Annotated in this window: 15 protein-coding genes; 8 read left to right on the forward strand and 7 right to left on the reverse strand. The window is 68.3% G+C overall.

All coding sequences use genetic code 11. From position 1 onward, the window contains the following. Window positions 1-143: 143 nt before the first annotated feature. Window positions 144-521: a DUF4124 domain-containing protein gene (locus tag ACM0O9_RS18940; protein ID WP_065196267.1), complete on the reverse strand. Its 378-nt coding sequence runs from the start codon at window positions 519-521 to the stop codon at window positions 144-146. 80 nt (window positions 522-601) lie between these two features. On the opposite strand from ACM0O9_RS18940, the gene pssA reads away from it, so the two are divergent. The 3 genes from pssA to rimI are packed head-to-tail and all read left to right on the forward strand — an operon-like array spanning window position 602 to window position 2,378. After that, on the forward strand, window positions 602-1,378 hold the full coding sequence (gene pssA, locus ACM0O9_RS18945) for a CDP-diacylglycerol--serine O-phosphatidyltransferase (RefSeq protein WP_005415206.1): 777 nt from the start codon (window positions 602-604) through the stop codon (window positions 1,376-1,378). Continuing rightward, entirely contained in the window at window positions 1,375-1,884 is a 510-nt protein-coding gene (locus tag ACM0O9_RS18950; RefSeq protein WP_005415207.1) for a hypothetical protein, read from the forward strand. The genes pssA and ACM0O9_RS18950 overlap by 4 nt, the downstream gene beginning before the upstream one ends. Further along, window positions 1,881-2,378: a ribosomal protein S18-alanine N-acetyltransferase gene (gene rimI, locus ACM0O9_RS18955; protein ID WP_005415208.1), complete on the forward strand. Its 498-nt coding sequence runs from the start codon at window positions 1,881-1,883 to the stop codon at window positions 2,376-2,378. Before ACM0O9_RS18950 ends, rimI begins: the two co-directional genes overlap by 4 nt. A gap of 142 nt (window positions 2,379-2,520) precedes the next feature. On the opposite strand, the gene ACM0O9_RS18960 is transcribed toward rimI, so the two are convergent. The 4 genes from ACM0O9_RS18960 to ACM0O9_RS18975 all read right to left on the reverse strand — a co-directional run bounded on the left by ACM0O9_RS18960 (window position 2,521) and on the right by ACM0O9_RS18975 (window position 8,363). Further along, on the reverse strand, window positions 2,521-3,342 hold the full coding sequence (locus ACM0O9_RS18960) for an EamA family transporter (protein WP_005415209.1): 822 nt from the start codon (window positions 3,340-3,342) through the stop codon (window positions 2,521-2,523). Window positions 3,343-3,475: 133 nt separating this feature from the next. Further along, window positions 3,476-6,304 carry a valine--tRNA ligase gene (locus tag ACM0O9_RS18965; RefSeq protein WP_164230470.1) on the reverse strand — a complete coding sequence of 943 codons (2,829 nt, stop codon included), beginning with the start codon at window positions 6,302-6,304 and terminating at the stop codon, window positions 3,476-3,478. Between the two features lie 72 nt (window positions 6,305-6,376). Continuing rightward, a complete protein-coding gene (locus ACM0O9_RS18970; RefSeq protein WP_005415211.1) occupies window positions 6,377-6,802 on the reverse strand; it encodes a DNA polymerase III subunit chi in 426 nt (141 codons plus the stop codon). Between the two features lie 82 nt (window positions 6,803-6,884). After that, window positions 6,885-8,363: a leucyl aminopeptidase gene (locus ACM0O9_RS18975; protein WP_065179143.1), complete on the reverse strand. Its 1,479-nt coding sequence runs from the start codon at window positions 8,361-8,363 to the stop codon at window positions 6,885-6,887. 104 nt (window positions 8,364-8,467) lie between these two features. Between ACM0O9_RS18975 and lptF the strand changes: the two genes are divergently transcribed. Together lptF and lptG are read left to right on the forward strand one after the other, a co-directional pair. Next, a complete protein-coding gene (gene lptF / locus ACM0O9_RS18980; protein ID WP_065179144.1) occupies window positions 8,468-9,550 on the forward strand; it encodes an LPS export ABC transporter permease LptF in 1,083 nt (360 codons plus the stop codon). After that, on the forward strand, window positions 9,547-10,653 hold the full coding sequence (gene lptG / locus ACM0O9_RS18985) for an LPS export ABC transporter permease LptG (RefSeq protein ID WP_049414332.1): 1,107 nt from the start codon (window positions 9,547-9,549) through the stop codon (window positions 10,651-10,653). Before lptF ends, lptG begins: the two co-directional genes overlap by 4 nt. Before the next feature lie 90 nt (window positions 10,654-10,743). Here lptG and ACM0O9_RS18990 read toward each other — a convergent pair whose 3' ends face one another. Continuing rightward, window positions 10,744-11,235, reverse strand: coding sequence for an RDD family protein (locus ACM0O9_RS18990; protein WP_065179146.1), 492 nt, complete (start codon window positions 11,233-11,235; stop codon window positions 10,744-10,746). 56 nt (window positions 11,236-11,291) lie between these two features. On the opposite strand from ACM0O9_RS18990, the gene xerD reads away from it, so the two are divergent. Both xerD and ACM0O9_RS19000 read left to right on the forward strand, forming a co-directional pair. Next, window positions 11,292-12,269 carry a site-specific tyrosine recombinase XerD gene (gene xerD, locus ACM0O9_RS18995; RefSeq protein WP_005415216.1) on the forward strand — a complete coding sequence of 326 codons (978 nt, stop codon included), beginning with the start codon at window positions 11,292-11,294 and terminating at the stop codon, window positions 12,267-12,269. Between the two features lie 100 nt (window positions 12,270-12,369). Further along, entirely contained in the window at window positions 12,370-13,155 is a 786-nt protein-coding gene (locus ACM0O9_RS19000) for a thioredoxin fold domain-containing protein (protein ID WP_053500398.1), read from the forward strand. A gap of 110 nt (window positions 13,156-13,265) precedes the next feature. On the opposite strand, the gene ACM0O9_RS19005 is transcribed toward ACM0O9_RS19000, so the two are convergent. Beyond that, window positions 13,266-15,365, reverse strand: coding sequence for a glycosyl hydrolase family 18 protein (locus ACM0O9_RS19005; protein WP_164230468.1), 2,100 nt, complete (start codon window positions 15,363-15,365; stop codon window positions 13,266-13,268). A gap of 853 nt (window positions 15,366-16,218) precedes the next feature. Between ACM0O9_RS19005 and purL the strand changes: the two genes are divergently transcribed. Further along, complete coding sequence (gene purL / locus ACM0O9_RS19010; protein WP_414604250.1) at window positions 16,219-20,103, forward strand: phosphoribosylformylglycinamidine synthase; 3,885 nt, start codon at window positions 16,219-16,221, stop codon at window positions 20,101-20,103. The last annotated feature ends 210 nt before the right edge of the window (window positions 20,104-20,313 follow it).

Raw genomic sequence — 20,313 nt, forward strand, 5'->3', positions numbered from 1 at the left:
GGGGGGGGGGGGGGCGGCCCCCCCCCCCCCCCCCCCCCCCCCCCCCCCCCCCCCCCCCCCCCGCCATTCCACGGAATGCCCGCTTTTGACGTTGCCGTTGCTTGCAGCCTCGGCAGGTGCAGGGCGCAGCCCTGCCGATACCCTTAACCGGCCGGTGGGCAGTACGCCTTGATGGCGGCCTGCGCCAGCCCCTTCTGCGCGGTGTGCTGCTCCGGGGTCAACGGGGTATCGGCCTTGCCATCACCATCGGTGTCCTGCATCACCTGGCCACCGCCGTCCAGCAGGGCCAGGTTGGCCCGGGCCGTGCTGCACTGCTCGGGAACCGGCGCGGCCGGGGTCTCGGTGCTGGCCGCGGCCTGCGGGGTGCGGGCCTGCTCGCGGGTCTCGTACTTCTTGCCCGCCGGTGGGGTCTCCGAGTACTGGGTCACGCCATGGGCGTCCTTCCATTTGTAGACGGGACCGGCCACGGCGTTGGCACTGGCCAACAGCAGCAGGCATCCAAGGCAGGACAGGGCACGCATGGCAAACTCCACGGAATGGGCGTAGAACGCCGATTGCAGCATTGGCGCCGAGCACTGGCAAGTCGATTAAACTGGATTCCATGGACCCGATCACACCGCCGCCGCGCTCGCGCACGATTTACCTGCTGCCCAACCTGTTCACCACCGCCGGCCTGTTCGCCGGTTTCTACGCGATCATCGCCGCGGCCAACGGGGATTTCGTCAATGCCAGCATCGCCGTGTTCGTGGCGGCGGTGATGGATGGCCTGGACGGGCGCGTGGCGCGCCTGACCGGTACCAGCAGCGAATTCGGCGTGCAGTACGACTCGCTGGCCGACCTGGTCAGCTTCGGCATGGCCCCGGCGCTGGTGATGTACCACTGGTCGCTGTCGTGGCTGAAGTTCGATGATCCGCTGCTCGGCCGCGTCGGCTGGGCCGTGGCCTTCCTGTATGCGGCCTGCGCGGCACTGCGCCTGGCCCGCTTCAACACGCAGGTGGCGGTGGTCGACAAGCGCTGGTTCGTTGGCCTGGCCAGCCCGGCCGCAGCGGGCCTGATGATGTCCTTCGTCTGGGCGTTCGCCGACGGCAACCTGGGCTGGGATGGCAACCAGCTGCGCTACGTGGCGCTGGCAGTGACGATCATCGCTGCGCTGCTGATGGTCAGCCGTATCCGTTTCTGGAGCTTCAAGGGCGGCGCGGCCAAGGGCACCCGTTCGGATCGCGTGCCGTTCCTGGTGCTGGCGCTGGTGCCGGTCGCCATTGCCATCGCGGTGATCGACCTGCCGCGCGTGCTGTTCGCGGTCGGGATCCTGTACGCCCTGTCCGGCCCGGTGATGTGGGCCGTGCAGCGCCTGCGCAAGAAGCCCGAGGCCGCGTGAGCCAGGACCTGCCCGTGCTGTGGTCGCCGGCCCAGCAGGCCTGGCTGCAGGCCATGGGCTATACCGTCTATCACGACGGCCAGCTGGCCGCCGAGCTGGATGCCGCATTGCAGTTGAGCGTGGCCGAAGCCGAGGCCAGTGTTGCCCCGCCGGAACCGGAGCCGGTGCGGGCCGCTGTGCCGCCGCGCGACGCCCGCGCCGCGACGGCGACCGCAGTACGCGCGGAACGCCCGGCTCCGCCGCGCCGCGAAACGCCGGTCAGTGCCCCGGATACCGTGCCGGCGGCTGAGCGCCCGCTGCCCAGCGGCAACGCACGACAGCCGGTGGTACGCCTGCCCGATCGCCTGCAGATCGCGCTGCTGCGCGCGTCCGGCTGCAACCCGAACGACCCGGCGACGCAGGTGCTGATGGACAGCTGGCCGCTGGACCAGCTGCGCCGTGACCCGGCCGCCAAGCGTGCGCTGTGGCCGCAGCTGCGTGCCCTGCGCAAGCGGGGTGCGCGGTGAGCGCGGTGACCCGGCCCGGCCCGGTCAGCCTGCGTGCGCTGCGCGAGAGCGACCTCAATGCCGTGATGGCGATCGAGCTGCGGGGCTATCCTTTTCCCTGGACCCGCGGCATTTTCATCGACTGCCTGCGCGCCGGCTATCCCGGCCTGGCGATGGAGCGCGATGGCCTGCTGGTCGGCTATGGCGTGCTCAGCATCGCCGCGGATGAAGCGCACGTGCTCAACATCTGCATCGACCCGCTGGCACAGTCGCGCGGGCTGGGCCGCCAGCTGCTGCGCGCGATGGTGCAACTGGCCGCCGACCGTGGTGCCCAGCGCGTCTTCCTGGAGGTGCGTCCGTCCAACACGCCGGCGCTGGCGCTGTACCACAGCGAAGGCTTCAACGAGATCGGTCGCCGCCCGCGTTACTATCCGGCCGCACAGGGCCGCGAGGACGCGGTGGTGATGGCGATCGAGCTGGTCGACGGCGACCTGCAGGTGATGCCGCCGCTTTAACGCAGACGGGTTGCCGGCCAGCGGCCGGCACTACCGGTTGCCGCCAACCTTGGTTGGCAGCAATGCGCCGACCAAGGTCGGCTACTACCAAGGCGTGCAATGGCATATCCGGTAGGTGCCAACCTTGGTTGGCACGCTCTGCTCACGCCAGGCGCAACGCCAGCACGCCACCGACGATGAGCGACGCTGCCAGCCAGCGCGCGCGTGGTATCCGTTCGCGCAGCAGGAACACCGAGATCAGCAGCGCGAACAGGATCGAGGATTCGCGCAGCGCCGAGATCATCGCCACCGGCGCCTGGGTCATGGCCCACAACGCCATCGCATAGGAGGCGGTGGTGCCGACGCCACCGGCCAGTCCCAGCGGCCAATGCTGCCGCGCATAGTCCAGTACCGCGCCGCCGCGCGTGTACAACGCCCACAGCGGCAGCGGAATGCCCGACAGCAGGAACAACCACAGCGTGTAGCTGAGCGCGCTGCCGGACTGCCGTGCACCCTGCGCATCGACCAGCGTGTAGGTGGCGATCATCGCTGCGGTCAGCAGCGGCAGGCGCAGTTGGCCGCCACGCGCACCCACTGCCATGCACAGGATGCCGGTGCTCACCAGCACCACACCCAGCCACGCTGCAGCGGGCAATGGTTCACCGAGCAGGGTGCCCGCCAGTGCGACCAGGATCGGCGCGCTGCCACGCATCAGCGGGTAGGCCAGGCTCATGTCGACCTGCTGGTAACAGCGTGCGACCAGCCCGTAATAGGTCACCTGCAACAGCACCGATGCGCCCAGCCAGGGCCAGCTGTGCGCGGCGGGAAAAGGCAGGAAGGGCAGGGCGGCGGCCGACAGCAGCGCGGCGCTGCCGGTGACCAGCACGGTGCCGAGGAACTTGTCCGGCCCGCGCTTGACGATCGCATTCCAGCTGGCATGCAGTGCCGCAGCGGCGAGAACCAGCAGGAAGATCGAAAGAGGCATCCGGCGATGATGCCATGCGGCGGAAATGGAAACGCCGGGCATCGCCCGGCGTTTCCGATTCCGCTTGGGTGGGTGCCAACCTCTCCCGGCGTGGTAGGCGCCAACCTTGGTTGGCACGCACCAGAGCGCGGCGTTACAGCTTCGCGCGCTGTTCGCGCAGGCCGGCCAGCTGGGTGTTCCAGTCGGCCAGGCGCACGCGTTCCTGCTCGACCACGGCCGGCGGCACCTTGTCGGTGAACTTGGCCAGCTTGGTCTCGCTCTTCTCCTTTTCGGCTTCGACGCGAGCGATTTCCTTGTCCAGGCGCACGCGCTCGGCATCGAGATCGACCAGGCCTTCCAGCGGCACCAGCAGCTTCAGCTCGCCCACGATCGCGGCGGCCGCCGGCGGTGCGCTTTCGCCTTCGGCCAGCCACTGGATGCTGTCCAGCTTCAGCAGGAACGACAGCGAGGTGCTGAAGCGTTCGATGCGCACGCGGTCCTGCGCCAGGCCGGCCTGCAGGCGCAGCGGCACCTGCTTGGACGGTGCGACGTTCAGTTCGCTGCGCACGCGACGCACCGCGCTGATCACCGCCTTCAGCCATTCCACGTCGGCCTCGGCCTGGGCGAAATCACCGGCGAATTCGGCGGCGGTCGGGTACGGGCGCAGCGACAGCGTGGTTTCGGCCAGGCCCAGGCGCGGGGCCAGCTGCTGCCACAGCTGTTCGGTGATGAACGGCGTGAGCGGGTGCAGCAGGCGCAGCAGCGCTTCCAGCACGTACAGCAGGGTGTGGCGGGTGCTTTCGGCATCAGCCGCGTCGGCACCGTTCAAGGCCGGCTTGCTCAGCTCCAGGAACCAGTCGCAGAACGCGTTCCAGGCGAACTCGTACAGGCACTGCGCCAGCAGGTCGAAGCGATACGCGGCGAAATGGCCCTGAGCTTCGGCGGTGGTGGCGGCCAGGCGCGCGAGGATCCAGCGCTCGGCATCGGTGCGCGGCTTGGGCACGCCGGTGAACGCAGCGCCTTCGGTGTTCATCAGGGCGAAGCGGCTGGCGTTCCACAGCTTGTTGCAGAAGTTCTTGTAGCCCTCGGCGCGGTTCATGTCGAACTTGATGTCGCGGCCATGGGTGGCCAGCGCGGCGATGGTGAAGCGCAACGCATCGGCACCGTGGGCGGCGATGCCGTCCGGGAATTCCTTGCGGGTGGCCTTCTCGATCTTCTCGACCATCTTCGGCTGCATCAGGCCGCCGGTGCGCTTGGCGACCAGGTCGTCGATGGTGATGCCGTCAATGATGTCCAGCGGGTCGAGCACGTTGCCCTTGCTCTTGGACATCTTCTGGCCCTGGCCGTCGCGGATCAGGCCGGTGAAGTAGACGTCCTTGAACGGGATCTTCCCGACCAGGTTGTCGGTGGCCATGATCATGCGCGCCACCCAGAAGAAGATGATGTCGAAGCCGGTGATCAGCACCGACGATGGCAGGTAGCGGTCGAAGCCGCGCTCGGCCATGGCCTGCTCATTCGGCCAGCCCAGGGTGGAGAACGGCCACAGCTGCGAGGAGAACCAGGTCTCCAGCACGTCGCTTTCCTGGTTCAGCACCACGTCGCTGCCCAGGTTGTGCTTCGCGCGCACGTCCTCTTCGCTGCGACCGACGTAGCAGTTGCCGGTGGCGGCATCGAACCACGCCGGGATACGGTGGCCCCACCACAGCTGGCGGCTGATGCACCAGTCCTGGATGTTGTTCATCCAGTGGCGGTAGGTGTTGATCCAGTTCGGCGGCACGAAGGAAATGCTTCCGTCCTCGACCAGTTCCAGGCCACGCTTGGCCAGGTCGTCCATCTTCACGAACCACTGGTCGGTCAGGTACGGCTCGATCACCTGGCCGGTACGGTCGCCGCGCGGCACCTGCAGCTTGTGCGCCTTGGTCTCGACCAGGATGCCCAGGTCTTCCAGTTCGGCCAGCACGGCCTTGCGCGCTTCATAGCGGTCCAGGCCCTGGAAGCGTTCCGGCGCGTTTTCGTTCAGCGCCGCCACCGGGGTGAACAGGTTGATCATCGGCAGGCTGTGGCGCACGCCCACTTCGTAGTCGTTGAAATCATGCGCCGGGGTGACCTTGACCACGCCGGTGCCGAACGCGCGGTCCACGTAGTCGTCGGCGATCACCGGCACGCGGCGGCCAGTCAGCGGCAGCACCACGCTCTTGCCGATCAGGTGCGCATAGCGCTCGTCCTCCGGATGCACCATCACCGCGGTATCGCCCAGCAGCGTTTCCGGGCGGGTGGTGGCGACGACCAGGTAGTCGCGGGTTTCGCGCAGCGTTTCCACGCCGTCGGCATCGCGCTCGACGTGCTCGTAGCTCAGGCCTTCGTCCAGCGTGTAGGCGATCGACCACAGGAAGCCGTCTTCCTCGGCGCTCTCCACTTCCAGGTCGGAAATGGCGGTCTTCAGCACCGGGTCCCAGTTCACCAGGCGCTGGCCGCGGTAGATCAGGCCCTGCTCGTACCAGCGCACGAAGGCTTCATTGACTGCCGCCGACGGCTGCGGGTCCATGGTGAAGGTGCTGCGCGACCAGTCGGCGGAGGTGCCAAGGCGACGCATCTGGCGTTCGATGGTGTCGCCGGACTGCTGCTTCCACTCCCAGACCTTGCCGATGAAGCCCTCGCGGCCCAGCGAATCGCGGGTCTCGCCCTTGCCTTCCAGCGCCAGGTTGCGGCTGACCACCATTTCGGTGGCGATGCCGGCGTGGTCGGTACCGACCTGCCACAGCGTGTCGTAGCCGCGCATGCGGTGGTAGCGCACCAGCGCGTCCATCAGGGTCTGCTGGAAGGCGTGGCCCATGTGCAGGGTGCCGGTCACGTTCGGCGGCGGCAGCAGGATGGTGTACGGCTCGCCCGTGCCGGACGGCTTGAAGTGGCCGGCCTTCTCCCAGGCCTCGTAGAGGTCGGTCTCGAAGGACTTCGGGTCGTAGCTGGAGGCGAGTTGGGTCATGCGGGGGAACCAGGAGGTAATCGTTGAAGGATCAGGGCGCGGCGGCGGCCCATCAAGGGGGCCGGGGCGCGCTCACATGTCATGCTTGTTCAGGTCGTAACCGGCGGCCTTGTACTGGCGCCAGCGCTCGCGCAGCGGTTCGCGCGCTTCCGGATCGGCCGGCACCACTTCCAGCACGCGCTCGCACTGGCCCAGCCAGGGCTCGTCGCGCAGGTTGATCACCAGCGGACGCGCCGGTGCCTCGGTGCCGGGTACCGCGATCAGTACCAGGGCCTCTTCCTCGTCCATGTCTTCGCCGGCGATCTGGTGCGGGATGTAGGCGTCGTTGTCGAAGGCCCACAGCAGCTCGTCCAGCTCCTCGGCCTGGGCCTGGTCACGGGCCAGCACCAGGGTGAACAACCCGGCGTCGTTGGCCTTGCGCGCCAGCTCACAGACCAGGCGCAGCGGCTCGGTCAGGAAGCGGGGCTTGGCGATCAGGTAGAAGTCGGCGCGGGGCATGGCAGGGTCCGGGTCAGGCAGGGGCCCGGCAGTGCCGGGCGAGGCCCCGGCCGGCGTCTGCCGGCCAGGGGCGGGTACGGCATCAGGCGCGGGCGGCCTGGTCCAGCAGCCACTGGCTCAGCAGGCCGACCGGGCGGCCGGTGGCCATGCCACGCTTGCCTTCATCGCTGGCCACGCCGGCGATGTCCAGATGGGCCCAGCGCTGGCCTTCGGTGAAGCGCGACAGGAAGCAGCCCGCGGTGATCGCGCCGGCCCAGCGGCCGCCGATGTTGTAGACGTCGGCGAAGGTCGAATCCAGCATCGGCTGGTACTCGTCCCACAGCGGCAGGCGCCAGGCGCGGTCGAACACATGCTCGCCGGCGGCCAGCAGTTCATTGGCCAGGTCGTCGTGCTTGCTCATCAGGCCGGCGGTCTGGTGGCCGAGGGCGACCATGCAGGCACCGGTCAGGGTGGCGACGTCGACCAGCGCGGCCGGCTCGAAGCGCTGTGCGTAGGTCAGCGCGTCGCACAGGATCAGGCGGCCTTCGGCGTCGGTGTTGCCGACTTCGATGGTCTTGCCCGACATCGAGGTGATCACGTCGGACGGACGGTAGGCATTGCCATCGATGGCGTTCTCCACCGCCGGGACCACCACGACGAGGTTCAGCGGCAGCTTGGCCTTGACCGCAGCGACGAAGGTGCCGATGACGTTGGCGCCACCGCACATGTCGTACTTCATTTCCTCGATGCCGCCCTGGGTCTTCAGGTTGACGCCACCGGTATCGAAGGTGATGCCCTTGCCGACCAGCACATAGGGCTTGGCGTCGCCTGCACCGGTCCACTTCAGCACGACCAGGCGCGGGCGGTTGGCCGAGCCACGGGCCACGGCCAGCAGTGAGCCCATGCCCAGCGCTTCCATCTGGTGCTCGTCGAGGATCTCGGCTTCGGCACCCTCGTGCTCGCCGGCGAACTTCACGCCCACGTCGGCCAGATAGGCCGGGGTGCAGTAGTTCGGCGGCAGGTTGCCCAGCTCACGGGCGAACTCGACGCCGGCGGCAATGGCCTGGCCCTGAGCCAGCGCCTGCGCGTCGTCACCGGCGATGGCCAGCTGGGTCAGACCGGCGTCGTCGGCCTTCTTCTTGCCCAGGGTGGCGGTATAGCGGTAGGCGGCGTGATCGGCGGCGATCACCGCCTGACGGATCGCCCAGGCCGCGTCGCGGTCCTTCACCGCCACTTCGGACAGGGTGAACAGTGCGCTGCGGGCAGCACCGGCCTTCAGCGCGCGCACGGCGTCGCCCACGGCCTTCAGGTACTGCGGCACGCCGAAACGGGCGGCTTCACCGAGGCCGACCACCAGCACGCGCGGGGCGGTCACGCCCGGCAGGTCGTGCAGCAGGGTGGTTGCGCCGGTCTTGCCGGACAGGTCGCCACGCTCGGCCAGCGCCGCCAGGCGGCCACCGCTGGCGGCATCCAGGGCCTGCGCGGCCGGGGTCAGGGTATGGTCGGCATACGCGCCGACCACCAGGCAATCAACGGTGGCAGCGGCCGGAGCAACGTGGTTCAGGGTGAATTCGAGGGCCATTGAGCAGATTCCATTGGCGAGTCCGTACAATCGCAGGCCGTTTACGCCCAGACAGTAGACTGGGCGGCACCGCGAACGAACCCCAGAGTTTAAACCACCGCCCCATGCTGAAGCTCGACCGATACCTGCTGGGCGATTTCGTCCAGAGTTTCCTGGCTACCCTGATCGTCCTGCTGGTGGTCAGCGTGGGCGGCGTGCTGGTGGACATCCTCGGCAACATCGCCGACGGACGCCTGCCGGCCAAGCTGCTGTTCTCCCAGCTGGGCCTGCAGTTCATCGCCTACCTGCCGCTGATCCTGCCGCTGGCATTGATGCTGGGCCTGCTGCTGGCCGTGGCGCGGCTGTACCGCGACTCGGAAATGGCGGTCATCACCGCCATTGGTGTTGGCCCCAAGCGACTGCTGCGACCGCTGCTGATGCTGGTGGTGCCGGTGGTGCTGCTGGTCGGCGCCTGCTCGCTGTGGCTGGGCCCGTGGGCAGGCCGGGTGGCCGAGCAGATGATCATCGAGGCCAACCGCAGCGTGCTGATGGCCGGCCTGGAGCCGGGCCGGTTCACGCCGCTGCCCAATGGCGGCGTGGTCTACCTGTCCTCGATCTCGCCTGACGGCACCGAGCTGGGCAAGGTGTTCCTGCAGCGGCAGAAGGACGATCGCCTGGAAGTGGTGTCGGCCAACAGTGGCCGCATGTACTTCGAGGGCACCCGCCAGCGTTTCCTGGAGCTGGATGATGGCCACCAGGTGGAAGGCCCGGTGGCCGCTGGGCTGGATTACCGGCTGGCGACCTTCGCCCGCAACGACGTGGCCCTGCCCGATGGCGCACAGACCCGCACCGAGGACGACCCGGAACTGATGCCGACCCTGCAGTTGGTCGGTGATGCACGGCCGCAGGCGCAGGCGCAGCTGCATCGCCGGCTGGCACCGCCGCTGATCGCGCTGGCGTTCGCCCTGCTGACCGTGCCGCTGGGCCGCAGCTCGCCGCGCCAGCAGCGCTATGGACGCATGATGCTGGCCCTGCTGGCCTACATGGTGGGCACCAACCTGATGTTCATCGGCAGCGGCTGGATTGCCAACGGCAAGATTCCGCCCGCGCTCGGCCTGTGGTGGTTGACCCTGCCGCTGCTGGCGCTGGCGATCTGGATGTATGTACGTGATGGCCGCCTGGCCCGCCCGAAGGGAGCCCGCGCATGAGGCTGCGCCCGATGCGTTTCGACCTGTACCTGGGCCGGTCGGTGTTCACCACCGTGCTGCTGACCTGGGCGGTGCTGGTGGGCCTGGACGTGGTGATGGCCTTCTCCGGCGAGTTCAAGGACATCGGCAAGAACGGCTACACCCTGGGCCATGCCGCCGCGTGGGTGCTGTACACCGTGCCGCGCCGCGCCTACACGATGTTCCCGACGGCCGCGGTGATCGGCGCACTGATGGGCCTGGGCCAGCTGGCCGCGACCTCGGAGCTGACCGCACTGCGTGCACTGGGCCTGTCGCGCAAGCGCCTGAGCGTGTCGGTGGCGATTGCGCTGTCGCTGCTGACCGCGGTGATGGTGCTCAGCGCCGAGACGCTGGGCCCCTGGGGCCAGGACCGTGCCGATGCGCTGAAATCCAGCGCCAAATGGGGGCGGGATATTGCCACTACCCGTTACTCGGGGCTGTGGGCACGCGAAGGCGACACCTTCCTCAATGCGCAGAGCGGCGAGGAGCAGCTGGTGGGCGACAAGGGCACGCGGCTGATCCTGCGTGATGTGCGCCTGTACCGGGTCGCCGAAGACGGCAAGATCGCCTCGTTGACCCATGCCGCCACCGCCGAGCACGACAAGGACGGCTGGGTGTTGACCGGCGTGCGCCGCGACACCTTTGGCGAGCGCTCGGCAACCCGTCAGGAAGTGGCACGTGAGCCCTGGAACTCGAAGTTGGACCCGGCCGCGCTGGCGACCGGTATCGCCAAGCCGCGCAACCTCAGCGTGTCCGAGCTGAGCACCAGCATTGCCTACCGCGAACGCAACGGGCTGGACGCGCGCGATTTCGAGGATGTGTACTGGAGCCGCTGGTTCTATCCGGTGAACGTGCTGGCCCTGTGCCTGGCGGCGGTGCCGTTCGCGTTCGGATCGCTGCGCAGCGGCGGCATGGGCAAGCGCTTGTTCCTGGGCATCCTGTTCGCATTGGGCTTCTGGCTGCTGCAGCTGTTCTTCGGCCGCATGGCCGGCGCGCTGAAGTTCGATTACCGCATTGCCTACGCGTTGCCGCCGATCGTGATGCTGGCGGTATCCGGACTTCTGTTCCGGCGCAAGTCGGGCTGATTCTGATTGTTGTAGAGCCGAGCCTGTGCTCGGCTGTCACGTACAGTGCGGAAAGCAGCCGAGCACGGGCTCGGCGCTACAGACAGCGCCTTACCGTTTCGGCATCCGCACCAGGCGGGTACCGCTGGCGCGGTCGTGCCAGGTCAGGCGTTGGCGGTCGACCCACGCCCACCAGAATCCCAGTCCGCCCAGCAGCAGGGACAGCGTGCCCACCGCAAAGCGCAGCCACAACTGGCCGCGCCGCAACGGCGTGCCATCGATTGATCGCACTGTCAGCCGCCACGGGCGCATGCCCAGGGTCTGTCCACCGCGGCGCCAGCTGGCCGTCGCGTACCAGCCCGTGATCGCCCAGCACACCGCCCAAAGCAGCCACTGCCAGGCACTGAACGGCGCGATGTTCTCGCGTTGCGCGTGGCCGCTGAAGGTGTAGGCGAGGGTGAACAGCGTGCCGGCCAGCATCCACAGCGCCAGCACCGGCAGTGCGTCGTAGACCATCGCCAGCACGCGCCAGGCCAACAAGGCACGTGGGCGGGGCATTTCGGTAGCGGCCGCAGGGGCCGTGTCGGTGGCAGGGCGGGACATGCGCCGAGCATACGCAAAGCTGGCCGTGCCCGCAGTGGCCCTCGTATCCTGCACGCATGGCCCTTGTCTCCACCCCCGCAGAACGCCGCCAGCTGGTCCAGCAACTGCCCGAGCTTCGCGCCGACGACGGCGTGCGCATCCAGCGCTTCCTCGATGCGATCTGGGCCGAGAACGGCCTGGCCCGTGCCACCCTCGACAGTTACCGGCGTGACCTGGAAGGGCTGGCGCGCTGGATGGATGGGCGCGACGGTGGCCTGGCCGGCATCGAGCGTCCTGGGCTGTTCGATTATCTGGCCTGGCGCACCCGGCATGGCTGGTCACCGCGCAGCAACGCGCGCCTGCTGTCGGCGTTGCGGGCGTTCTTCGCCGATGGCGTGCGCCGCGGCGAACGCAGCGAGGATCCCAGCGCGCTGCTGGACCCGCCGAAGTTGCCACGGCTGCTGCCCAAGGCGCTGGCCGAGAGCCAGATCGATGCGCTGCTGGCGGCCCCGGACGTCGACAGCCCATTGGGCCTGCGCGATCGCGCCATGCTGGAACTGATGTATGCCGCGGGCCTGCGCGTGAGTGAACTGGTGCTGCTGCCCGCGACGGCGGTCAACCTGCGCCAGGGCGTGCTGCGGGTCACCGGCAAGGGCAGCAAGGAACGGCTGGTGCCGCTGGGAGAGGAATCCCAGCACTGGCTGGAGCGCTACCTGCAGCAGTCGCGCCCGCAGCTGGTCGGCAAGGGCAAGGTGCATGCCCTGGCGGATGGGCAGGCCCCGTTGTTCATTGAACCGACGCTGCATGCGCTGACCCGGCAGGCGTTCTGGCATCTGGTCAAGCGCCACGCACAGGTGGCCGGCATCGACCCGGCGCGGATCAGCCCGCATGGGCTGCGGCACAGCTTCGCCACCCATCTGCTCAACCGCGGTGCCGACCTGCGCGCGCTGCAGATGCTGCTCGGCCACAGTTCATTGTCGACCACCCAGATCTACACCCTGGTAGCGCGCGAGCACCTGCAGAAGCTGCACGCCCGCCACCATCCGCGTGGCTGAGTGCCGGGCTGAATCGCTGCCCGGGGCGCTGCCGGGCGTCGCTGCCCGGTACCGGCGGCTGTGTCAGAATCCGGGGTCTTCTTCTGTCGCGGACCGCTCCATGCTCCGATTTGCCATCGCCGCCGTGTTCGGTGCGCTCAGCCTGACCGCCTGCGCCCAGCCGGCTCCGCCGGCCGCCAAGGCACCCGCCGCCGCTGCGGCCAAGGCCAATCCGGCCGCGAATGCGCCGGCCGACCAGGCGGTACGCGCCGCATTGACCGCGTTGAACCCCGGTTTCCAGGTGGACTACATTGGCGCCGCGCCGTTCCCCGGCTTCCGCGAGGTCGTCGTTTCAGGCCAGCTTCTGTATGTGTCCGATGACGGCCGCTACCTGTTCCAGTCTCAGCCCTACGACACCCGCGCCAAGGGCCCGGCCAACAGCGAAGGCCTGCTCGGCTATCGCCGCGGCCTGCTGGCCAAGGCCAATCACGGCGATCGCATCGTGTTCGCCGCGCCGAACGCCAAGTACACCATCAGCGTGTTCACCGACATCGAGTGTGGTTACTGCCGCAAGCTGCACCAGGACATCGCCGAGCTCAACCGCAACGGCATCACCGTCGAGTACCTGGCGTTCCCGCGCATGGGCCTGGGCAGCAAGGACTACACCGACATGATTTCGGTCTGGTGTGCAGCGGATCGTCGCCAGGCGCTGACCAACGCCAAGCGCGGCGGCAACGTTCCCGCCAGGAACTGCACCAATCCGGTGGCGATGCAGTACGCGCTGGGCCAGCAGCTGGGCGTGAATGGTACGCCGGCGATCTTCGCGCCGGACGGCACCCAGCTGGGGGGCTACCTGCCGCCGGCACAGCTGCGTGCGGCGTTGGAGAAGCTGTCGGCCAAGCGCTGACGCAGAATTGTGGAGTCGAGCCATGCTCGACTGCGGAAACATCAGCCGAGCATGGGCTCGGCTCCACAGATCAGAGGCCGGGGGCGCAAAATGCGCCCCCGGCTTTTCCCTTATTTCAGGCCATCACTGACTGCCTTGGTCAGCGTGCCCTGCGCATCGTCACCGCTGAACTCCCAGACGAACGCGCCGCCCAGGCCCTGGGTCTTCACGTAACCCATCTTGCGGGTGATGTTGGCCGGGGTGTCGAAGCTCCACAGCGTGCTGCCGTTGTAGATCCAGGTGGCACCGGCGGTGTTGTCGGTGTAGCCCGGCCACGCCAGGTTCTTCAGCACCTTCCAGTCCTCGATGCCGGCTTCATACGTGCCCGGGGCGGCACCGCTGGCGGTCTGGTACAGGCCGTTGTTGGCATTGGCCACGCCGGTCCAGCCACGCCCGTAGTAGCCGATGCCCAGGTTGAGCTTGGCGGCGGGCACGCCACGGCTGATGAAGGCCTCGATGGCGTCGTTGCTGTTGTACAGCTTCTGGTCGCCGGTGGACGGATCATTCGGCGAATCGAACAGCGCCGACTGGTGATTGGTCTTCGCATCCCACGCGCCGTGGAAGTCGTAGGTCATCACGTTGATGTAGTCCAGGTACGGGTGGTACGCCGCCGGATCTGTGACGCGGATCTTGTCGATGCCGGCACCCACCGCCACCGTCAGCAACAGGCCCGGACGCACCGCATCGAGCTGGCGGCGGAACTCGGCCATCAGCGCGGTGAAGTTGGCGTTGTCTTCCGGCTTGCCGCATTCGATGCCGCAGGCCACCGGGTATTCCCAGTCGATGTCGATGCCGTCGAACACGCCCAGCGCCGCACCGGCGCCGCCGGCACCGTCGGTCACCGGCAGGTTGCCCTTGATGTAGGCGTCGATGCACGAGGCAACGAAGGCCTGGCGGTTTTCCGGGCGCGCCGCGCTGGAGAAGCCGCGCGACCAGGTCCAGCCACCCAGCGAGATCAGTACCTTCAGGTTCGGGTACTTGGCCTTGAGCTGCTTGAGCTGGTTCCAGTTGCCGCGCAGCGGCTGGTCCCAGGTATCGGCGCTGCCGCTGACACTCTCGGCGGCACTGAAGGCCTTGGTGTAGTCGGCGAAGGCATCGCCACCGGCACCGCTGTTCGGATCCGACGGCTGGGTGATGCCGACTTCGCAGCGGTTGTTGCGCACGTTGCCGAACGCGTAGTTGATGTGGGTCAGGCGCGCCGCCGAACCGCTGCTGTCGATGTTCTTGACCCGGTAGTTGCGGCCGTAGATGCCCCACTGCGTGAAGTAACCGATGACCCGCTTGCCGGTGGTGCCACCGTCACCGGCCAGCGTGGTGGCGCTGATCTCGGTGCCCTGCGCCGACGCGTTGCCGGCGTTGTCGCGCGCCCGCACGCGGTAACGGTAGGTGGTCGATGCGGTCAGCCCCCCATCCACATAGCTGGCACTGGACGGCGAACCGACCAGGCTTCCGTTACGGTACACGTCATAGCCGGCCAGGCCACTGCCACCGGTGTTGTCGGTGGATGGGCTCCAGCTGAGCGCGATGCTGTTGGCAGTGCGCGTTCCGGCCGCCAGCCCGCCGGGCACGCTCGGCGCGGTGGTGTCGCCGCTGGCGGCGTTGACGGTGATGGTGACCGTCGCCGTGCTGGCGGTGGCATTGTTGTTGTCAGTGGCCACCGCGCGCAGGGTATGGCTGCCGGCGCTGGCATTGGTCCAGCTGGCTGCATACGGCGCACTGGTGGCCACGCCGAGCGTGCTGCCGTCGCGGAAGAATTCGACCTTGGCGACGCTGCCGTCCGGATCGCTGGCGGTGGCGGTCACGTTGACCGTGCTGCCGGCGCTGAAGGTGGCGCCGTTGGCCGGCGAGGTCAGGCTGACCACCGGCGGCTGGTTGGTGCCGCTGCCATCGCAGGCACCGAGGTTGGTGTAGTAGGGCGCACCGGCCGGATGGTCCGGTGGCGCGTTCCAGATGTCCTGGTTCGCCCGATAGAGGACGCCTCCTTTCTGCAGGGTATCGCCGGCCCGGTAGATCTTGGCCTGGTCCCACTGGGCCACGCCGGCACAGCTGGCAGCCTGCGCCAGGCCGGGCAGGGCGGCGCTGCCGGCGGCCAGGGCAAGCAGCCAGGCCAGATGGCGGGGACGACAGCTTCGGGTCGAACGTTCGGCACTGCGCACAATCGGGTCGTACATGGGTGAGTCTCCGATCAAAGGGCGCGCGGGCCCCGATGGCGCCGCGCGTGACGCAGGTCCGGGCATCGCCCGGGAAGGCGACGGAGGGGCCGGACGGAGGCACCTGGGAGGCCGGGGAGAGAGTCCGGCACCAGGTGGGGACAACGTTGTCATCAATCGCGTGGTCAATCCGTGAGCAAGCGCATGGTTCGGCGATTTGGGCGGAAAGCGGCGCTGGCGCGCAGTCGGCGGCCATCGGCGGAGCCCCTCGTGGCTGGGGCTTGCCGCGAACAGCGGATTTCTGGGGGTTGGCCGGGCGGGTGGGCTGCGTAGGGGGCGCTGCAAGTACGTCCATGTAAGCTCGGTCGCCGCATCCATGCGGCTCACGCCCCTGCGCAGCCCACCCGCCCGGCCACGGACAGGTTCCTGCGCGGCCAGCCACGAAAGACAGAAGAAAAAAACAAAGGCAAAAGCCGGTCGCTGCGCTCTTCAATGCCTGATTTCTGACATTTCCTGGTTGCCGGCCAGCGGCCGGCACTACCGGGAAGCGTCCACGCATGGCCGCAGATCGCGGGAAACTGTCGGGGCGGGGTGGTGGGAGCCAGCAGGACCGTTGGCGCCATGGAGGGCGCCATCGAGCCCCCATGGATGGGTTTACGGCGTGTCCTGCTGGCTCCCACCGCCCCGCCAGCTCACAGAAGCCAGCTCTTGCTGTTGCTTTGGCCGTTGCTGTTGCTTTGGCCGTTGCTGTTGCTTTGGCCGTTGCCGTTGCTTCGGCCGTGGCCTCGGCGGGTGCCGGGCGCCGCCCGGCCAAAGCCCACCCCCCGCTTCCGGTACAATGTCGGGCCCGTTTCCCAACTACGGTTCCCCGGACATGATGGTCCTCGAGGGCGCGCCCGCCCTGTCGCCGTTCCGCCGCGAACGTCTTGAATCCCGCCTGCAGTCCATCGCTCCCTCCCTGCGCATCAGCGGCGCCTGGCACGTCTACTTCGTGCAGCCCGAAGGCAGCGCCGCCCCCGACCTGACCACGCTGTGCCGCATCCTCGAAGCGGCGCCGCAGGCCGAAGCCGTGGCCGAAGGCGCAGTCAGCCGCATCGTGGTGCCGCGCCTGGGCACGCTGTCGCCGTGGTCGAGCAAGGCCACCGAACTGGTCCGCGGTGCCGGCCAGCCGGTCAGCCGGGTCGAACGTGGCCTGCGCATCGACGTGCAGGGCTGGCCGGCCGATGCCGACGCTCAGCAGGCGCTGGTCAAGGCGCTGCACGACCCGATGACGCAGTCGGTGCTGGAGACCGTGGAGCAGGGCCAGGCGCTGTTCTCGGCGCCAGCGCGTGGCGAGCTGGAACGCGTGCCGGTGGACCAGCTGGAGGCCGCCAACCAGCGCCTCGGCCTGGCCATGGCCCAGGACGAGATCGACTACCTGCGTGAACGCTTCACCGCGCTGGGCCGCTCGCCGTCGGACGTGGAACTGATGATGTTCGCGCAGGCCAATTCCGAGCACTGCCGCCACAAGATCTTCAACGCCAGCTGGACCATCGACGGCCAGGAGCAGGACCGCTCGCTGTTCCGGATGATCAAGAACACCCACCAGCAGACCCCGCAGCACACGCTCAGCGCGTACAGCGACAACGCCGCGGTGATCGAAGGCCATCCGGCCTCGCGCTATCGCCCCGATCCGGCCAGTGGCGAATACCGCCGCGAAGCGCAGGTGCCCAGTGCCTTCCAGATCAAGGTGGAAACCCACAACCACCCAACCGCGATCGCACCGTTCCCGGGCGCCTCGACCGGCGCGGGTGGCGAGATCCGCGACGAAGGCGCGACCGGCCGCGGTGGCAAGCCGAAGGCGGGCCTGACCGGCTTCTCGGTCTCGCACCTGCGCATTCCGGAATTGCCGCAGCCGTGGGAGGCGCCGCGCGCGCTGAACCCGCGCATGGCACCGGCGCTGGAAATCATGACCGACGGCCCGCTCGGCGGCGCCGCGTTCAACAACGAGTTCGGCCGCCCGAACCTGCTCGGCTACTTCCGCAGCTTCGAGCTGCCGGAAGGCGCCGATCTGGTGCGCGCCTACGACAAGCCGATCATGCTGGCCGGTGGCCTCGGCGCGATCGACCGCGTGCAGGTCGACAAGATCCCGCTGCAGGCCGGTGATGCGGTGATCGTGCTGGGTGGCCCGGCGATGCTGATCGGCCTGGGCGGCGGTGCGGCCAGTTCGGTGGCCTCCGGTGAAAGCGCCGAGGACCTGGACTTCGCCAGCGTGCAGCGCGACAACCCGGAAATGGAGCGCCGCTGCCAGGAGGTCATCGACCGCTGCGTGGCGATGGGCGCCAACAACCCGATCAAGTTCTTCCACGACGTCGGCGCCGGTGGCCTGTCCAACGCCATCCCCGAACTGCTGCACGACTCGAACGTCGGTGGTGTCATCGACCTGGGCAAGGTGCCCACCGATGATCCGTCGCTGTCGCCGATGCAGCTGTGGTGCAACGAGTCGCAGGAACGCTACGTGCTGGGCGTGGCCCAGGAACGCCTGGCCGAGTTCGCCGCGCTGTGCGCCCGCGAGCGCTGCCCGTTCGCTGCGGTCGGTGTGGCCACCGCCGAGGAACATCTGGTGGTGGCCTACGGTGCCGTGCCGGGCCACACCCCGGCCGATGCACCGATCGACCTGCCGATGGACGTGCTGTTCGGCAAGCCGCCGAAGATGCACCGCGATACCGCGCACCCGCCGGCACCGCGCTGGCCGGCGCTGAAGACCGGTGGCCTGGACCTGCAGGAAGCCGGCCTGCGCGTGCTCGCGCACCCGACCGTGGCCTCGAAGAACTTCCTGGTCACCATCGGTGATCGCAGCGTCGGCGGCCTGACCGCGCGCGAGCAGATGGTCGGCCCGTGGCAGCTGCCGGTGGCCGACGTGGCAATCACCCTGGCCGACTTCGACGGCGTAGCCGGTGAGGCGATGTCGATCGGCGAGCGCACCCCGCTGGCCCTGCTCGATGCCGCTGCTTCGGCACGCATGGCGGTGGGCGAAGCGCTGACCAACCTGTGCGCGGCCCCGGTCGATGCGCTGGATGAGATCAAGCTGTCGGCGAACTGGATGGCCGCGGCCGGTCACCCAGGCGAAGACGCGCTGCTGTACGACGCGGTGAAGGCGGTGGGCATGGAACTCTGCCCGCAGCTGGACATCAGCATCCCGGTGGGCAAGGACTCGCTGTCAATGCAGGCGCAGTGGCACGACCAGGGTGAAGCGCACAAGAGTGTGTCGCCGGTGTCGCTGGTGATCTCGGCGTTCGCGCCGGTCGCCGACGTGCGCCAGCAGTTGACCCCGCTGCTCGACCGGGAGGTGGACAGCGAGCTGTGGCTGATCGGCCTCGGTGCCGGCAAGCAGCGCCTGGGGGGGTCGATCCTGGCCCAGGTGCATGCCGACCACGGCGACCTGCCGGCCTTCGCCGGTGCCGCCCCGGACCTGGACGATCCGCAGCGCCTGCGGGGTTTCTTCGAGCTGATCCGCGATGCACGCCAGTCCGGCCTGCTGCTGGCCTATCACGACCGCAGCGACGGCGGTGCTTTCGCCGCGCTGTGCGAAATGGCCTTCACCTCGCGCCTGGGCCTGGACATCGCCCTCGATGCCTGGGGTGACGATCCGTTCCGCAGCCTCTTCAACGAAGAACTGGGCGCGGTGGTGCAGATCGCGCGCGAAGACCGTGCAGCGTTTGCCGACCTGGTTGAACGCCATGCATTGACCGAATGCGCGCAGCGCATCGCCAAGCCAACCACCGCACCGGTGGTGCGCGTGTCGCTGGGCGGCGAGAACCTGGCCGAGTGGCGCTGGGAGGCCTTGTTCGATGCCTGGTGGTCGGTCACCCACGCGATGCAGAAGCGCCGCGACAACCCGGCCAATGCCGATGCCGAGCGCGAGATCGCGCGTGCCTTCAACGCACCGGGCCTGAAGCCGAAGCTCAGCTTCGACCTCAACGAGGATGTGGCGGCACCGTTCATCAGCAGCGGTGCGCGTCCGCGCGTGGCGGTGCTGCGCGAGCAGGGCGTCAACGGCCAGATCGAAATGGCCAACGCCTTCGAGCGTGCCGGCTTCCGTGCCTTCGACGTGCACATGAGCGACCTGATTGAAGGCCGCGTGGCTCTGCAGGATTTCACCGGCCTGGTGGCCTGTGGTGGCTTCAGCTATGGCGACGTGCTCGGTGCCGGCCGTGGCTGGGCCACCTCGATCCTGGAGCGCAGCGCACTGCGTGATGCCTTCGCCGCGTTCTTCGCGCGCGAAGACAGCTTCGCGCTGGGCGTATGCAACGGCTGCCAGATGATGAGCCAGCTGAAGAACATCATTCCGGGTGCCGAGCACTGGCCGCAGTTCCGTCGCAACGCCAGCGAGCAGTTCGAAGCCCGCACCGCGCTGCTGGAAGTGGTGGAATCGCCGTCGATCCTGCTGCGTGGCATGGCCGGCTCGCGCCTGCAGGTGGCGGTGGCGCATGGTGAAGGCCAGGCCGTGTTCGACAATGCCGTCGCCCAGGCTGCTGCACGTGTCTCGCTGCGCTACATCGATGGCAATGGCAAGGTGGCCAGCCAGTACCCGCTGAACCCGAACGGTTCGCCGGACGGCATCACCGGCCTGACCAGCAGCGACGGCCGCGTCACCATCATGATGCCGCACCCGGAACGTACCCCGCGCGCGCTCAACCTGAGCTGGGCACCGGCGGAATGGCAGGGTGATTCGCCGTGGATGCGCATGTTCCGCAACGCGCGGGTGTGGTGCGGCTGATCGCATCGTTCCGCGCAGGCCGCAATGCCACCGCGTATGGAAAAACCCGCCGCTTCGTCGGCGGGTTTTTCTTTGCGCGCGTGAAACCCTTGTCGTGCCCGCTAGTTACATCGGTTTTCATGCGCCAGCGGTCCGTCACGTGTACCTAACAAAATACTTTTATAAACACGTGAAATGGTGAACTGCTTCACGGCAATAGCATTTGTCGTG

Source organism: Stenotrophomonas sp. FR012 (genome assembly GCF_047520565.2).
In the GTDB taxonomy this organism is placed as follows: Bacteria; Pseudomonadota; Gammaproteobacteria; order Xanthomonadales; family Xanthomonadaceae; genus Stenotrophomonas; species Stenotrophomonas sepilia.

Coding starts and splice junctions, on each gene's coding strand:
- ACM0O9_RS18940 (WP_065196267.1), bottom strand. CDS start 521: ATGCGTGCCCTGTCCTGCCTTGGATGCCTGCTGCTGTTGGCCAGTGCC.
- pssA (WP_005415206.1), top strand. CDS start 602: ATGGACCCGATCACACCGCCGCCGCGCTCGCGCACGATTTACCTGCTG.
- ACM0O9_RS18960 (WP_005415209.1), bottom strand. CDS start 3,342: ATGCCTCTTTCGATCTTCCTGCTGGTTCTCGCCGCTGCGGCACTGCAT.
- ACM0O9_RS18965 (WP_164230470.1), bottom strand. CDS start 6,304: ATGACCCAACTCGCCTCCAGCTACGACCCGAAGTCCTTCGAGACCGAC.
- ACM0O9_RS18970 (WP_005415211.1), bottom strand. CDS start 6,802: ATGCCCCGCGCCGACTTCTACCTGATCGCCAAGCCCCGCTTCCTGACC.
- ACM0O9_RS18975 (WP_065179143.1), bottom strand. CDS start 8,363: ATGGCCCTCGAATTCACCCTGAACCACGTTGCTCCGGCCGCTGCCACC.
- lptF (WP_065179144.1), top strand. CDS start 8,468: ATGCTGAAGCTCGACCGATACCTGCTGGGCGATTTCGTCCAGAGTTTC.
- lptG (WP_049414332.1), top strand. CDS start 9,547: ATGAGGCTGCGCCCGATGCGTTTCGACCTGTACCTGGGCCGGTCGGTG.
- ACM0O9_RS18990 (WP_065179146.1), bottom strand. CDS start 11,235: ATGTCCCGCCCTGCCACCGACACGGCCCCTGCGGCCGCTACCGAAATG.
- xerD (WP_005415216.1), top strand. CDS start 11,292: ATGGCCCTTGTCTCCACCCCCGCAGAACGCCGCCAGCTGGTCCAGCAA.
- ACM0O9_RS19000 (WP_053500398.1), top strand. CDS start 12,370: ATGCTCCGATTTGCCATCGCCGCCGTGTTCGGTGCGCTCAGCCTGACC.
- ACM0O9_RS19005 (WP_164230468.1), bottom strand. CDS start 15,365: ATGTACGACCCGATTGTGCGCAGTGCCGAACGTTCGACCCGAAGCTGT.
- purL (WP_414604250.1), top strand. CDS start 16,219: ATGATGGTCCTCGAGGGCGCGCCCGCCCTGTCGCCGTTCCGCCGCGAA.